The following is a 14,279-nucleotide window of genomic DNA, read 5'->3' on the forward strand; positions in this document are numbered from 1 at the left end:
CGCTATTGGACGATGAGGCTGTACACGGTTGAGGTCTCGGTACTTGCTTCCTCCAGCGTGACGGAGCGCAGCGTGTGGTCCGGTGATGCAGGCGTGATTGTCAGCGCAACCCCATTACTCATCAGCGTGCGACTCTGGGGCGACAGGGTCGCTCGAATGCCCTGCTGCGTCGCGAATATCTGGAAACCCGTCTGGTTCCAGACCTCCACGGCGCTTGAGGCAGGCAGCTCCGGCAGGGTTGCAGGCATGTCGCTCCCCGGTTTGATTGCCCACTCGCCGGTGTCCGGGGTGACCTGTGGGGTTTGAATGGCAGGTGCAGCGACGACATCGCTCGGAGGCGGCGATTTTTTTGCCTTGGCCGCACGCATCGTGGCGGCCACGATTAAACCGGCCACTAGCAACGCGCCGATGATAAATACGGTATTGCTGCCCATGTTTGTTCGTCCCTGAGTGGAAAGAAGGTTGAGGCCGGAAACGTATCGCTGTGCAGGCCCAACCTTCATTCAACGTCGGTGACGGGGTTTTGTAACCTGTGAGAACTAACAGGTCGGCTCGCCGAGCCACGCGTTTCTCTTGTTCAATCGCCAAGCGATCGCCCACAGCGTGAGACTGCGCAAGGCCATGAACAACAGGAAGCTTATCCACAAGCCGTGGTTGCCGTAGCCCTGCAAGACCCACGCGAACGGCAGCAAAATCACCACGGTCAGCAGCATGCCGTTGCGCATTTCCCGTGCGCGGGTAGCGCCGATAAACAGGCCGTCCAGCAAGTAACTCCACACGGCAATCAGCGGCAGCACCGCCAGATAAGGCAAGTAGATATCGGCGGTTTCGCGCACGCTGGGGATATTGGTTTGCATGGCGATAAACAGGTGGCCGCCAAAGGTAAACAGCAGCGCGAAGCCCACACTGGCGATCAATGACCAACCGCAGGCGACCACCAATGCACGGCGTAACGCCTGGCGGTCGTGGGCGCCGATGGCATGCCCGCACAGGGCCTCGACTGCGTGGGCCAAACCGTCCAGGGCATGCGCAGTCAGCAGCAGGCCATTGAGCAGCAGCGCATTGGCCGCCACGGTGGCATCACCCAGACGGGCGCCTTGCACCGTGATCATGAAGAATACCGACTGCAGTGCCAGGCTGCGGATGAAGATGTCACGGTTCACCGCCAGCAGCGGGCGCCAGCTTTGCCAGCGCTTGAGTGCGGCCCAGGCGATATGCCCGGGATAGGCGCGCAAGGCGTTTTGCGTGAGCGCCAGACCGAGCAGGGCACCGGTCCATTCGGCGATGACCGATGCGCGTGCGGAGCCGACTACGCCCCATTCCAGGCCCAGTACAAACCACAGGTTCAGGGCGATATTGACCAGGTTGGTGGTCAGCAGAATCGCCAACGGTGCACGGGCGTTCTGCGTGCCGAGGAACCAGCCGACCAGCGCATAGCTGGCCAGCGCAGCAGGCAGGCCGAACAAACGCGTGTGGAAAAAGTCGCGGGTCAGTTGATTCAGCTCGGGGGAGGGCTGCATCCACTCCAGCGTCAACTGGCTCAGCGGGATGCCCACCGTGCCCAAGAGCATCGCCAGGCCCAGCGCCAGCAGCAGACCTTGCAGCAGCACCTGTCGCAACGCTGCACCATCGCCACGCCCGGCGGCCTGCGCGGCAAACCCGGTGGAGCCCATGCGCAGAAAACCCATGGCCCAGGCGAGGAAGGTATAGAGGCTGGCCCCTACGGCCACGGCGCCCAGTTGGTGGGCGTGTGGCAAGTGGCCGATGACCATGCTGTCGACCAGGGCTACCAGCGGCACCGAGATGTTCGACAAAATCATCGGTGCGGCCAGGGCCCAGACGCGGCGATGGGTGGGGCGGTCGCGCCAGTCGGTGAGTAACGTGAGTGTTTTCAAGTATCAGTGCACAACCCAGCTGAGCAGCCACAGGCCCAGCATCAACCAGATAATCCCGGCAATGATCGACGCCCGCATAAACGCGCGCACTGCCGAGTACAGCAGCAACAGCCCGATGATCAGGGTGATGATGCTGATGATCGACGTATCCATGCCCAGGGATTTGGACAGCCCGTCGACAAAATCGCCGCCGGCATGGGACAGCGTGTTGAACAGCCCGCTGAACAGCTCGACGATAAAGTGGATGATCTGGCCGATTTTGAGACCCAGCCAGCCGAAAAAGTCTGTTTGCATGTGTGTGTCCTGATGAATAGGTGGGCGTAGCTGCCGGACCTGAGCCTTTGGTCGTTATCGGCGCACGCGAGTTCCCTTCTAGCATAGAGGTTTACGGCGTGCAGGGATTCACTTGCCTTCGCTAATCATCCGCCCGAAGCTATACACCTTCAGGAGCCCCCGCATGAACCTCGAACACCTCACCGAACGCCTGCACCGTATCCGCGATGCCAATCACTGGAAGCAGTTCCACAGCCCGAAAAACCTGGCCATGGCCGCCAGCGTGGAAATGTCCGAGCTGGTGGAGATCTTCCAGTGGCTGACCGAAGACCAGTCGCGGCAACTGCCCGCAGACCAACTCGCCCATGCCGGGCAGGAAGTCGGCGATATTGTGCTGTACCTGCTGTTGCTGTGCAGTGAGCTGGGCCTGGACATGAATGAAGTGGTGCGCGCGAAACTGGCCGACAGCGAACGGCGGTTTGCCCATGAGTGATCGTCATTTCGACCAGTTGGCCACGCGCTTCGCCGAGAAAATCTACGGCGGCGCCAAAGGTGCGATTCGCCTGGCGGTGCTCCAGGCCGACCTGATCGAAGCCCTGCCGGACCGCCCGTTGCGTGTGCTGGATATCGGCGCCGGCCTGGGGCATATGTCGTTGTGGCTGGCCGAACGCGGCCATCAGGTCACGCTGGCCGAGCCCGCCGAGCCGATGCTCGACGGCGCGCGCCAACGCTTTGCCGATGCGGGGCAGACCGCGACTTTTATTCACGCGCCCTGGCAGGACCTGCTTGGCCAACTCACCGAGCCTTACGACCTGGTGCTGTGCCACGCGGTGCTGGAATGGTTGGCCGAACCCCATGCGATACTGCCGGTGCTGCACCAACTCACGGTGCCCGGCGGCTGGTTGTCGCTGGCGTTTTACAACCGTGATGCGCTGATTTATCGCAACCTGCTCAAAGGCCACTTCCGCAAAATGCGCAAGAACGACATGGCCGGCGAAAAGCAGAGCCTGACGCCGCAACAACCCCTCGACCCACGCGAGCTGGCAGCGCAACTCGACGGGCTATGGCAGGTCGAAAGCCAAAGTGGCGTGCGGGTGTTCCACGACTACATGCCGGTGGAATTCCAGGCCCGCGCCGATTTACAGGATTTGTTGGAGATGGAACTCGCTCACCGTCGTCACCCAAGCTTTGCCGGACTTGGGCGTTATTTACACTGGATATGCCGTCCGGTTTAAGCGGCCCAGTCTGCGGAGGTCGAAATGCGTCGTCTCTGTTTGATCCTGTTGTCCCTGGGGTTGGGCGCATGCTCCAGCCCGAATCCTTACGTGGCCGCCTCGGCCCCGATGCCACCGGCGCCGGCACAGGCGGCCAACACCTTTGATGCCAGCGCTTACCCGGCGCCGGTCCGCGACTATGGCGCCTACCGCAGTTGGGCCTGGCTTAACGGCCAACTGCCGGCGGATTCGGCGTGGGCCGACTCGGCGCAAATTGCCGAGGCGGTCAGCGGTGCCCTTGACCAGCGCGGCTTGCGCCCCCTGCATGACAACCGTGCGCCCGACTTGCTGGTAAGCGCCGACGTGCGCCTGGAAAAACGCCTGCGCCAGGTCCAGGACGATTATGGCTATGGTTACGGTGGCTATAACCGCTATGGCAACGGTTACGGCATGTACAACTCGGTGCCGGTGGTGCGCACCTATGAAGTGACGGTGGCGGTGGCGCGTATCAGCCTGTTCGATGCCCGCACCCGCCAGCCGGTCTGGAGCACCAGCGCCGAAACGACCAGCCAGGGCAGCTTGAGCGAGCGGGCGGATGCGCTGCGCGAAGCCATGCAGAAGGCCATGACGGCTTACCCGCCCAGTTAGCCGCTATTCTCATCTCAGGCTTATGGCGTTTTTTGGAGAACAATCATGCTTCGTCGCTTCGCTGCACTTGCTGTTGTTTTACTGCTGGGGGGCTGCCAGACCAGTCAGGTCAACAACGACTATGACGCCAGCCGCGACTTCGGGGCCTACCGCAACTGGGCCTGGAAGGACCCGGCCCTGCAATATCGCCCGGATGACCCGCGCATCAAGAGCGACCTCACTGAGCAACGCATCCGCCAGGCCGTGGCTGAACAACTTGACCAGCGCGGTCTGCGTCCCGCAGCGGCAGGCACCAAGGCTGACCTGAACGTGCAGGTTTACCTGATCGTCGAAGACCGCCAGCAACAAGTCACGACCAATTACGGCGGCGCCTGGGGCGGCCCGTGGAACGGGTACTGGGGCGCGCCGATGTACAACGAAACGCGCAACATCACCTACAAGGTGGCAACCCTGCAGGTCGACCTGTTGGACGGCAAGGATGGCAAGCTGGTGTGGCGTGGCAGCGACGAGCAGATGATGAGCAGCACGCCGAACCCGCAGGACCGCAGCAATGCGATCCGCACCACCGTGACCAAGATCCTCTCGAATTACCCACCGCACTGAACCTGAGCTGTGCGGGAGCAAACCGCCTCCCGCATTTGCCCGTCATCCTCCGCAGCCCTTGTCTACACTCATTGACACCCCAGGAGAGTAAGCGCTCGGCAACTCGCCGGCACAGGAGTGCTCGATGTCTCCCCGATTGGCTTGCAAGCAGCGCGGTGCCATTGGCTTGATGGCGGCTGGCGTGTTGGCGTTGGTGTTGGTCTGCACGTTGCTGGTGGTCGACAGCGGCCGTTTGTACCTGGAGAAACGCAAGCTGCAAGGCGTGGCGGATACGGCGGCACTGGAAGCCGTGAGTCGCGGCGGGACCTGTGTGGCGGGCCTGAGCGCAGCGGCTTATGCGGCGCAGAGTGTGGCCCGCAACTATTTTGTGGTGGGTAACGGCAATAGCCTGGCGACCCTTTGCGGCACGGTAACGACTGGCGCGTCTGGGGTGCGCACCTTCAGTGCCAACCCTGCGGTGTCATCGGCGATTCAAGTGGTGCTCAGCAAAACTGTCACGACCAGCGTGGCCGGCGGGATCTGGGCACTCGTTTCCGGCGGCCCGATCAGCGTCAACACCGTCTTGACGGCGACGGCAGTGGCGGCCAAGCCTGCGCCATCGTTGGCCCAGCTCACCATCAACAGCACCCTGGCCAGCGTCAACACAGCCAGCGCGAGCCTGTTGAACCCGTTGTTCAGCGGCTTGCTCGGCGGCAACGTCAACCTGACCCTGGCGGGCTGGAACGGCTTGCTCACTACCAATATCAACCTGCTCAGTTACCTCGACCAGTTGGCGGTCAACCTGAACGTGGCCGCCGGTAACTACACCCAGTTGCTCAACACCACGGTCACCGCGTCGCAGTTGATCCAGGCCGCGATCAGCGTGCTGACCGCCAACGGGGCGACGGCAGACGTGTTGACGGCGCTGGGCAACCTGCAAGTCGCTGCGATCAACCAGGCGCCCTTGACCCTCGGGCAAATCCTGCAATTGCAGACGGGCACCACCGCGGCCGCGCTGAACGCCAACCTGCAGGTGTTCCAACTGATCCAGGGCGTGGTGCAACTGTCCAACAGCCAGAGCGCGGTGGCGGCAACCTTGCCGGTGAGCCTGCTGGGGCTGGCCAATATCACCACCCAAGTCAAAGTGATTGAGCCACCGCAATTGTCGGCCATTGGCAACCCGGCACTGGCCGCCGCCAACCCACTGGGGCCGAATGCGATTTATGTACGTACCGCTCAGGTGCGTACGCAGGTGACGGTCAGCTTGCCGGTGTTGAGTAACTTGTCAGGGCTGACCACCGCGGTGAATAACCTGGTGGGGCCGTTGACGCCGGTGGTCAATGGCCTGCTGAGCTTGAACCTGGTGACCACCATCAACTCGGCGCTGTGTTTGCTGGGGGCCGGGTGCCAACAGTTGGATTTGCTGCCGTTGCCGGGCAACTTGCCGCTTAACATCGTGCTGGATGCCGGGGGCGCCAGCAGTTATGTCACCGCGTACAGCTGCCCAACCGGCAACGCAGGTACCAAGAGTCTGACGGCGAACACCACAACCTCTGTGGCATCGCTGAATGTGGGCGCGATCACGAATGCGTTTTCCACCACACAGCCGATGACGGTGGCCCCTCTGGCACTGATCGATATTGGCACCAAGACCTGTCACATGATTGCCTTTATCGGCAGTTGCGGTCCCCGGGTGCCATTTGCCGGCGGCGGTATCGGCATCAAGGTGCAAAGCCCGATCGTGGGGAGCAGCCAAACCCAGGTGTTTTCCAGCCCCACGCCGTTTGCCACACCACCCAACGTAGGCCTTACGCCTAGCTATTTGGCCGCCACGCCCGCCACCAATGTGGTGAGCAGCCTTTCCACCACCCTCAGTGGCGTGGGCATTACCGCCTATCAGCCGGTGGGCAATAACCCGCTGGGCAGCCTGATTGCGAATACGGTCTCGCTGTTAAGCGGTGTCAGCGCCATCGTCACGCCGGTCGTGGATAGCCTGCTGGCCCCATTGCTCAACCCGATCCTGAACAACCTGTTGAACAGCCTGGGGATCAGCCTGGCGAATGTGAACGTCGGCGCCAACCTGACCTGCGGCCAGACCGGCGAAGCCTACCTGGTGATTTAAGCGTCGGTGGCCCTGGGCAGCTCAATACAAAACCGCGCGCCGTGTTCACCGTTGCTGACGCTCAGGCGCCCGCCCATGTTTTCCACGATGCCGTAGCTCACCGACAAGCCCAACCCGGTCCCCACGCCAATCGGCTTGGTGGTGAAGAACGGTTCGAAGATTCGCTCCAGTAAACGTGGGTCGATGCCGCCGCCGTTGTCTTCGACCCAGATGCGTACGTGGCGGCTGTCGTGTTCGGTGTGCACTGCAATCCAGGGGCGCAACGCGGGGTTTTTCTCGCGTTGGCTGACCAGCGCATCGCGGGCGTTGACCATCAGGTTGATCAACACCTGTTCAAGTTGGTCGATGTAGCCTTTGACCTGCACCGGAACCTGCGCCTGGGTCAGGCGCACGTCCACGCCTTTGCCGCGCAGGCCTTCGCTGAGCAACGACAGTGTGCCCTCCAGCGCCTGCGCCGGGTCGAAGGGTTGTTGCTCGATCTCCGAACGGCGGCCGAACACGCGCATGTGGTCCACCACACGGGCCGCACGCTGTACCTGTGCGTCAATGCGCTGCAGTTTTTCGGTCAGGTAATCGACCTGCGCGTCGCCATTGCCCAGGCGCTTGAGCACATTGACGATGGCCATGCGCATCACATTCAGTGGCTGGTTGATCTCGTGGGCCAGGCCGGTGGCCATTTCGCCGAGGGTGGCCATTTTCGCGCTTTGCGTCAGTTGTTGCTGAGAGCGGCGCACCTCGGTGTTGTCGCGGCCCACGGCCTGTACTTCCACCAATGCGCCGTGCTCATCAAATACCCCGCGGTCCGACCACACCCACCAGGCATGTTCGCGCCCAGGTAATTGCAGGCTGATTTCGGCGGTGCTGACGGGAAATTCCGGCGTCAGTTGCTCGATGCGGTGGGTAAATGCCTCGCGCTGTTCGGTCGACAGCCAGTCCCCCAGGTTCACCCCGTGCAGCTGTGCGGGTGAACATTCCAGGTAGTTGGCCAGTGGCGTGTTGCCAAACGTCAGGGTCAGGTCCGGGCGGTAGCGGCAAATCATCGCCGGGGAGTCTTCGACGAGGATTCGGTAGCGCTCCTCGCTGTCCTTGACCTGTTGCGCCGCCAGGGTCGCCTCGGTGACATCAAGCCACAGGCCGACCGCTTCCACCGGCACGCCAAGGTCGTCGCGCAGCAACTTGGCTTCGTCGAGCAGCCAGTGGTAGTCGCCCTGTTTGTCCTGCACACGATAACGGCTGCGCACGCTGCCTTCACGCAGCAGTTGGCGGGTGCGCTGGAAGTACAGGTCGCGGTCGTCCGGGTGTACCCATTGCACCAGGCTGTCGTGGTTGCACTCGGCGAGTGTACGGCCGAGCAAGGGGAGCAGGCTGTCACTGAAAAACACCGGCTGCAGGGCCCCGTTCACATAGCGCTGCACATAGATCACCGCCGGTGAGCTGGCGATCAGGTTGTCCAACCGGGCGTGGGCGGCGTCGGCTTGCAGTTGCTGGTTCTTGATGTCACTGATATCGAGCATAAAGCCGACCCAGCGACGTTGCTCACCGGCGCCCAGCACTTGGCCCTGCACGCGATACCAGGTCGGCGGCCGGTCGGGGTCGCTGCGGTTCAGGCGTACGCTGGCGAGCAACGGCTTACCCAGGGTTTGCAGGTCGTGCAGACGACTGTGCAGCTCCTGGCGGTCGGCGGGGTGGATCAGGTTCAGCCACGTGTCCAGAGGTTGCCGAGTCGGGCCTTCCTCCGGGTCGAGGTTGCGTATCAATTGGGGGGCGAGCTGGATTTCGTCACTCGCGGGCAACAACTCAAACCAGCCAGTGCCCAGCAAGCCTTGCAGGGCTTCCAGGCGTTCCAGTTGTTGATGGTGACGGTGTTCGCGCAGGCGGCTGAGCAATGGCGCGGCCAGGGCAGCAGCGAGGTTCAGCCAGTCTCGATCGCCGGTGTGCGGTTGGCCGCTGTAGGCGCCGCACAGCAGCCATGCGGCGACGCCTTGGCCATCGCGATAGGGCACCAGAAAACCATCGGCATTCCCAAATACGCTATGCAAACGCGGGTGTTCACCACGCCCATAGGGGGCTTGCAGGCTCAGCGGCGTCGTACCGTTGAGACTTTCCAGGCAGGTGCCGAGCCGCTGACCGGCGTGCCAGAACAGCGGGGCGTCATGGTTGGCGTACTGGCTGTAGATCATCCAGCCCTGATCTTCCTGATCGAGCAAGGCGAGGGCGACACACGGGATACGCCAGCGTTGCGCGACGCTGCACAACTGTTCATTGAACACCTCGGGCAGGCGGCTGAGGCTGCACACGCGCAATTGCTCACTTACCCGGCTGGTCAGTTGATGGTTCTGTTCGCGCTGTTCGGCCCGGTCTCGGCCGCCGAGCAAATCGCCGATATCGACGGCATGCAACAGCCAGCCGTGCTCGTGGGCTTCTATCGTCGCCCGGGTGTGCAGGATCTGCCCGGCTACGCTGTGGAAATCCAGGTCGAGGCTGTGGCGTTGCCAATCGGCCGGCACACCTTCCACTGCCAGGGCGCTATGGGTACACAGAAGGTCGTGCAAGCGTGGCGAGTTCACCGGGTGCCCCAACTGCGGGCGCAGCGTGCCGCTGATCTCCAGCACATGGCCTTGAGCATCCAACTGCATGTGCAAACCGGCAGCCGGGGTCAGTGGCGTGTCGATAGCCAGCGCGCTACTGCGGCCGAGCAGGCGCCCGAAGAGTTTGTCGCCGGAACTCAAAATTGCAGGCTCGACTGGGCCTGCAACGTCACCGGCAATTGCGGCACGGTGCCAATGCCGGGCAGGACAATAAAGGGCATGACCGACTGGAGATTGGCCGACGGGTAGTTGATCTGCACCGACAGCAGGCCGTTGTTGAAGGTGGTGCTGATTTGGTTGATGTTGAAGTTGTACGCCGGCGGAATCCAATACAAACGCGTGGTGATAGCGTTTTTGGCGGTGCTCTGCACGGCGGCCTGGTAGCCCGGCATCGTCGGGTCCAGGGCCACGCTCAGCCGCACGGCCTCGGCGGTTGCCTGGTTGAACGACTGCAAGAGCAGCAGCGGCAGGCTATAGCTGACCATGCCGTAGAACACGGCGAAAAAAATCACAAACACGGCCACAAATTCGATCGCTGCCGTGCCTTTTTGCTTACTGGGGAGGCTTGTTTTCATCACCGCGTCTACCCTGACGGCTACTACTTGATATCAGCATAGAATCAATCGGCGAAAAGGGACGTTTTTTAGTGATCCAAGCTGCGGTGGTGCTGTTGTGGTTGGCGCTGTGTGCGAGGCAGGACGCCCGGCAACGATTGCTTGCCAATCGCCTGACGCTGGGCGCGGCCCTGTTGGCGTTGATTTATCTTGTGTGGACGGGCAACACCTGGCTCGGTGCATCCGTCGCGCAGGGGCTGTGGGCGTTTATCCTCGCGCTGCTGTTGACCTTGCCCGGTTACGCCCTTGGCCGGCTGGGGGCGGGGGACGTCAAGCTGCTTGCGGCGCTGGCGCTGGCATCGAATGCCGAGTATTTGCTGGGGTCATTTGTCGGCGCTGCGGCCGTCAATGTGCTCTGGCTGTTACTCGCGCCAAAACTGTGGCCGCTTATGCGTCAAGGGCTTAAAACGCATCTGCTGTACCTGGCCCCGAATTCGTCAAAAAAATTGCCGTTTGCGCCGTTTTTACTGGTGGGCTTTGCACTCGCCTGGTTTTGGATCCATTAGTCGTCAGAGGGTATTAACGCTATGTACATAGTCAGAAAGTACGTCTACGTTTAATACGCAGGTGCAGGAATATTTCGTGGTGAAGGATTAGTCAAACTATTGGCTTGCAAGGCATGGAGTCGCGCGTGAACAAGCTTACCTCTGCAGTAAAAGTGCTCGTAGTCGATGATCAGCCGTTGATCGTGGAAGAGCTTTGTGAGTTCCTTGAAAGCAGCGGTTTCCGCTGCGTGCCTTGTGAGTCCAGCCAACAGGCCTTGAAACGCTTCAGCGAAGACGCCGAGATCGGCCTGGTGCTGTGCGACCTGCATATGCCGGACATGGACGGCATCGAGCTGGTCCAGGCCCTGCAAAAGGTGGCCGGCAAACAGCGCGCCTTCGAGGCGATCATGTTGACCGGCCGCGCCGATAAGCAAGATGTGATCAAGGCCCTGCGCGCGGGGATCGCGGACTACTACCAGAAGCCGATCAACCTGCACGAGTTGCTCGAAGGCTTGCAGCGCCAGGAAGCCGCGCTGGAAGAACGCAAGAAGGAGCTGCAACTGGGGCACCTGAACCAGAAGCTGCAATTTCTTTCCGAGTCCATCAATGATCTGTACCAGGACCTCGACAAAGTGCGCCGCAGCCCGCAAGTGCTGGAAGGCGAAGATGCCTCGGCCGAGGAGGTCGGGCCGTTAGAAACGCCGGCGATCTTCAACCAATTGTCGCCGCGTCAGTTGGACGTCGCGCGGCTGGTGGGCAAGGGGCAGACCAACTATCAAATCGCCTGCGAGCTGGGCATTACCGAGAACACCGTGAAGCTGTATGTGTCCCAGGTTCTACGCCTGACCCACATGCATAACCGCACGCAATTGGCGTTGGCGCTATCGCCGAACAATTCGGCAATGCGCCAGCGTGTCACTGCCCACTGACCCTGTCCTTTCACACTCGGCCAAAATGTGGGAGCGGGCTTGCTCGCGAAAGCGGTGAATCGGCTGAGGATGTCTCGGCTGCTACCACGCATTCGCGAGCAAGCCCGCTCCTCCATTTGGCACGACGCGGGTGCCGGATTGGCTCAATTACTGCCTTGGGTCTGCCCACCGACTTTCTGTTCGAAATACTCCGGAATCGGATGCTTGTAGCTCTCCAGTAAGCGCTGGGCGGCTTGTTCGCGTTCTGCGGCCGTGGCCTTTTGCGGTGTCGTTGATGCGGCACGCCCACTGGCCTGCAAGGTCAGCCAGCTCTCGGTGACTGCCTGCTGCGGCGACGAGGGGCCGGGGTCTATGGCCATCACGCTCAGGGGCATTACCAGCACTGCCAGGCTGGTCAGATAAGGCACGTTCATGATCAATTCCTCGGGTGGCTGGCTGGATCGACGACCGTCGCGATCTGGTCCTTGGCCTTGGCGACGGTTGCGCTGGAGCCCTTGAGTTTTTCGGCCCTGGCCTGGGCATCGGTGACTTGTTCGGGGCTCAGGCCCATTTGAGTGACCAGTTGCGCGGCCTGCTGCCAGTTGTCCTGATAGATCAGCAGGGTCACCAGGTTGATCGCCGCCAGCGGGTCGCTCTGCTTGAGTTCCATGGCGGTCAAGAATTCGAATCGCGCATCCTCAAGACGCAGTTGGTTGAGGTACACCACGCCCAGGTCGTTGCGGATCTTTTCGTCGGTCGGGGCCAGTCGCGCCGCGCGTTGCAAGTGCGACATGGCTTGCCCGTTGTCGCCCTTGGCCGAGGCCAGTTGCCCCAACCCGTGTTCGCCTTCTGCGGCCATGCAGGTGCCGAGCAGGCTGCGATAAAGTGGCTCGGCCTCGCTGCGTCCCAGCAACCGATAAGCCTTGGCCTGGCGCAGGCGCACCTGGGGCAGCGTGGCCGGCAAGCTCTGCAGGTTGGCCAGGCTGGCGTGCAGCTTGCCGTCGTTGGCCATTTCATCGGCCAGGTTCAGCGACAGTTCCTGGTCGGCGCCGGGCTTGGGGCAGGTGCCGGTGGCCGTCAGGGCGCCCCACGGGGTCTGGCCATTGGTGGCGCAACCGCCGAGCAGTAACAGGCTCATACCGGCTATCAAGGCTTTCATCGGGCGCTCCTCATAAGTTACTCAAGGCCCGAGAGATACCGATAAACGCCGGCCCCCCAAGCACGATCAGCAGGGCGGGAAACAAAAACACCATCATCACTACCGACATTTTCGCGGACATTTTCGACACGAATTCCTGAATGCGCGTCAGGCGTCGGTCGTCGAGCAATTGCTTGAGCGCCAATAACGATTTCATCGCGCCGCCGCCCTGCTGCACCAGTTGCTGGAGGATGGTGCAGGTGTCGGTGAATTCGTCCACGGCCAGCATCCTGGCGGTTTTACCCAGCTCTTCGCTGAGTTCCAGGCCGGAGTCGACGCGGGTCAGGATCAGGCGCAGTTCATGGGTCAGCGCCGGCAGCAGGCGCTGCGCTTCAATGCTCAACACGCGTAGCGCTTGTTCGACCGCCATGCCGGATTCGAACAGAATGCGCAGCAGCGGAATGAACGTGGAGACCTCGCGCGCAATGCGTTGCTGCCGCGCATTGGCGGCCCTGGCCAGAATCCGCTTGGGCAGCAGGTAGCCGATGCCCAGGCCAATCAAGGGCGCCAGCCACGGCGACGCCGTGTGGGGAAACAGCAGTTGCTGGCCCACCAACACAACGCCCAACAGCAGTAACGGGGTGCCCACTTGGATGGCCGCGAACATGGAGCGCTGGGAGGCCTGGCGCCAGCCGACCCGGTTGAGCAGGGTTTGGGTTTCGTTGTCCAGGCTGACCGAACGCTGCGCCAAAGGGCTGTTGCCCAGTTGGCGCATTAGGTTGCCGAGCTTGTGTTCGCTGCCCATCTGGCCCTGCAAACGCTGGGCGACCAGGCGTTGGCTGCGCCGATGTTTAATCAAGTTGGCCAGCACCAGCGCCAGGGCAGCCAGGAACAGTACGGCGCTGATCAGCAGCGAAATAGCCATCTCATACGCTCCGCAACATGCGCCACAAGGTGAAGCAGCCCAACAGCTGCATGATCAGCGCCACGAACAACAGCATGCGCCCGGTGCCGTCATTCCACATGGTCATCAGGTAGGCGGGGTTCACCGCCAGGAAGTAGCCGATCATCGAGATCGGCAGAGCGGTGAGCACATAGGCGGTCACCCGGGTTTCGCCGGTCAGAGCGCGTAGCTGGCGAGCGGCCTGCTCGCGCTCGCGGATCATCTTGATCAGGTTTTCCAGCAGTTCACTGGCGTTGCCGCCATAGCGATGGTTGACCTTCAGGCCCAACGCGAACAGGCGAAACTCATCACGCTCGTAGAACTCGGCAAAGTCGTGGGCGGATTCCGGCAGGCTGACACCCAACTGCACGTTGCGCCGGATACGGCCCATGGCCTCTTGCAGCGGGTCCTCTGTGATCTCGATACCGCCCAGCACCGCATCGGCCAACGTGCGTCCGGCCTTGAGGCTGCGCACGGTATGGTCGAGCAATTGCGGTAACTGTTCGATCATGCGCTTGATGCGTCGTTGGTAGCGCCAGGCGATGTACAGGCGCAACAGCAACAGCGGCAATACCAGCATCACCAGCAGTCCGGCCCAACCGGCCACCAACCCACCCAGCACGACGCCCAGGACCCACATCGTCAGCCACAGCCCCAAGCTGTCGCTGGGTTTGCCGAGGCCCGCACGCAGGAACATTTTTTCCACGCCACTCCACTGGCCGGCCTCTTCGGTCAGTTGCGGCTGGCCTTCGGCGAGCCGGCCCAACACGCGCTCGGTCTGGGCGCGGCGCAGGCCGTTTTGAAAGGACCGAAGCGACAGGCCGATCAGGATCAGGCAGATGAGCAGCAGGATAGCCCCGGTCATGGTT

At 62.0% G+C, this 14,279-nt stretch carries 16 protein-coding genes; 7 read left to right on the forward strand and 9 right to left on the reverse strand.

Annotation, left to right across the window (positions count from 1 at the left end):
- Positions 1 to 2: 2 nt before the first annotated feature.
- The 3 genes from A7D21_RS01650 to A7D21_RS01660 all read right to left on the reverse strand — a co-directional run bounded on the left by A7D21_RS01650 (position 3) and on the right by A7D21_RS01660 (position 2,189).
- Entirely contained in the window at positions 3 to 434 is a 432-nt protein-coding gene (locus tag A7D21_RS01650) for a hypothetical protein (RefSeq protein WP_069550926.1), read from the reverse strand.
- A 105-nt stretch (positions 435 to 539) separates the two neighbouring features.
- On the reverse strand, positions 540 to 1,895 hold the full coding sequence (locus A7D21_RS01655; protein WP_069550927.1) for an MATE family efflux transporter: 1,356 nt from the start codon (positions 1,893 to 1,895) through the stop codon (positions 540 to 542).
- A gap of 3 nt (positions 1,896 to 1,898) precedes the next feature.
- Complete coding sequence (locus A7D21_RS01660) at positions 1,899 to 2,189, reverse strand: hypothetical protein (RefSeq protein ID WP_053254143.1); 291 nt, start codon at positions 2,187 to 2,189, stop codon at positions 1,899 to 1,901.
- A gap of 163 nt (positions 2,190 to 2,352) precedes the next feature.
- Here A7D21_RS01660 and A7D21_RS01665 point away from each other — a divergent pair, with 163 nt between their 5' ends.
- The 5 genes from A7D21_RS01665 to A7D21_RS01685 all read left to right on the forward strand — a co-directional run bounded on the left by A7D21_RS01665 (position 2,353) and on the right by A7D21_RS01685 (position 6,734).
- Positions 2,353 to 2,661, forward strand: a complete 309-nt coding sequence (locus tag A7D21_RS01665; RefSeq protein WP_053254144.1) for a MazG-like family protein — start codon at positions 2,353 to 2,355, stop codon at positions 2,659 to 2,661.
- On the forward strand, positions 2,654 to 3,403 hold the full coding sequence (locus A7D21_RS01670) for a methyltransferase (RefSeq protein ID WP_069550928.1): 750 nt from the start codon (positions 2,654 to 2,656) through the stop codon (positions 3,401 to 3,403). Before A7D21_RS01665 ends, A7D21_RS01670 begins: the two co-directional genes overlap by 8 nt.
- A gap of 24 nt (positions 3,404 to 3,427) precedes the next feature.
- Entirely contained in the window at positions 3,428 to 4,030 is a 603-nt protein-coding gene (locus tag A7D21_RS01675) for a DUF4136 domain-containing protein (RefSeq protein ID WP_069550929.1), read from the forward strand.
- A gap of 45 nt (positions 4,031 to 4,075) precedes the next feature.
- A complete protein-coding gene (locus A7D21_RS01680) occupies positions 4,076 to 4,633 on the forward strand; it encodes a DUF4136 domain-containing protein (protein ID WP_069550930.1) in 558 nt (185 codons plus the stop codon).
- Positions 4,634 to 4,757: 124 nt separating this feature from the next.
- Entirely contained in the window at positions 4,758 to 6,734 is a 1,977-nt protein-coding gene (locus A7D21_RS01685) for a pilus assembly protein TadG-related protein (RefSeq protein ID WP_069550931.1), read from the forward strand.
- Here A7D21_RS01685 and A7D21_RS01690 read toward each other — a convergent pair.
- Together A7D21_RS01690 and A7D21_RS01695 are read right to left on the reverse strand one after the other, a co-directional pair.
- Positions 6,731 to 9,463 carry a PAS domain-containing sensor histidine kinase gene (locus A7D21_RS01690; protein WP_069550932.1) on the reverse strand — a complete coding sequence of 911 codons (2,733 nt, stop codon included), beginning with the start codon at positions 9,461 to 9,463 and terminating at the stop codon, positions 6,731 to 6,733. The two genes, A7D21_RS01685 and A7D21_RS01690, sit on opposite strands and share 4 nt — an antisense overlap.
- Positions 9,460 to 9,897, reverse strand: coding sequence for a TadE/TadG family type IV pilus assembly protein (locus A7D21_RS01695; protein WP_053254150.1), 438 nt, complete (start codon positions 9,895 to 9,897; stop codon positions 9,460 to 9,462). The genes A7D21_RS01690 and A7D21_RS01695 overlap by 4 nt, the downstream gene beginning before the upstream one ends.
- 71 nt (positions 9,898 to 9,968) lie before the next feature.
- On the opposite strand from A7D21_RS01695, the gene A7D21_RS01700 reads away from it, so the two are divergent.
- Positions 9,969 to 10,442, forward strand: coding sequence for a prepilin peptidase (locus A7D21_RS01700; RefSeq protein WP_053254151.1), 474 nt, complete (start codon positions 9,969 to 9,971; stop codon positions 10,440 to 10,442).
- Positions 10,443 to 10,567: 125 nt separating this feature from the next.
- Positions 10,568 to 11,350: a response regulator transcription factor gene (locus tag A7D21_RS01705; RefSeq protein ID WP_053254197.1), complete on the forward strand. Its 783-nt coding sequence runs from the start codon at positions 10,568 to 10,570 to the stop codon at positions 11,348 to 11,350.
- A gap of 143 nt (positions 11,351 to 11,493) precedes the next feature.
- Here A7D21_RS01705 and A7D21_RS01710 read toward each other — a convergent pair whose 3' ends face one another.
- From A7D21_RS01710 to A7D21_RS01725, 4 genes are read right to left on the reverse strand one after another with little or no spacing between them, the layout of a single operon-like run.
- Positions 11,494 to 11,763, reverse strand: coding sequence for a DUF3613 domain-containing protein (locus A7D21_RS01710; protein WP_053254152.1), 270 nt, complete (start codon positions 11,761 to 11,763; stop codon positions 11,494 to 11,496).
- 2 nt (positions 11,764 to 11,765) lie between these two features.
- Complete coding sequence (locus tag A7D21_RS01715) at positions 11,766 to 12,488, reverse strand: tetratricopeptide repeat protein (RefSeq protein WP_053254153.1); 723 nt, start codon at positions 12,486 to 12,488, stop codon at positions 11,766 to 11,768.
- 10 nt (positions 12,489 to 12,498) lie between these two features.
- A complete protein-coding gene (locus tag A7D21_RS01720; RefSeq protein ID WP_078827692.1) occupies positions 12,499 to 13,392 on the reverse strand; it encodes a type II secretion system F family protein in 894 nt (297 codons plus the stop codon).
- A gap of 1 nt (position 13,393) precedes the next feature.
- Positions 13,394 to 14,275 (reverse strand): type II secretion system F family protein, encoded by an 882-nt coding sequence (locus A7D21_RS01725; protein ID WP_069550933.1) that lies wholly within the window; start codon positions 14,273 to 14,275, stop codon positions 13,394 to 13,396.
- Positions 14,276 to 14,279: the final 4 nt, after the last annotated feature.

The sequence above is a fragment of the Pseudomonas sp. AP19 genome (assembly GCF_001728855.1).
GTDB classification, from domain to species: Bacteria; Pseudomonadota; Gammaproteobacteria; order Pseudomonadales; family Pseudomonadaceae; genus Aquipseudomonas; species Aquipseudomonas fluorescens.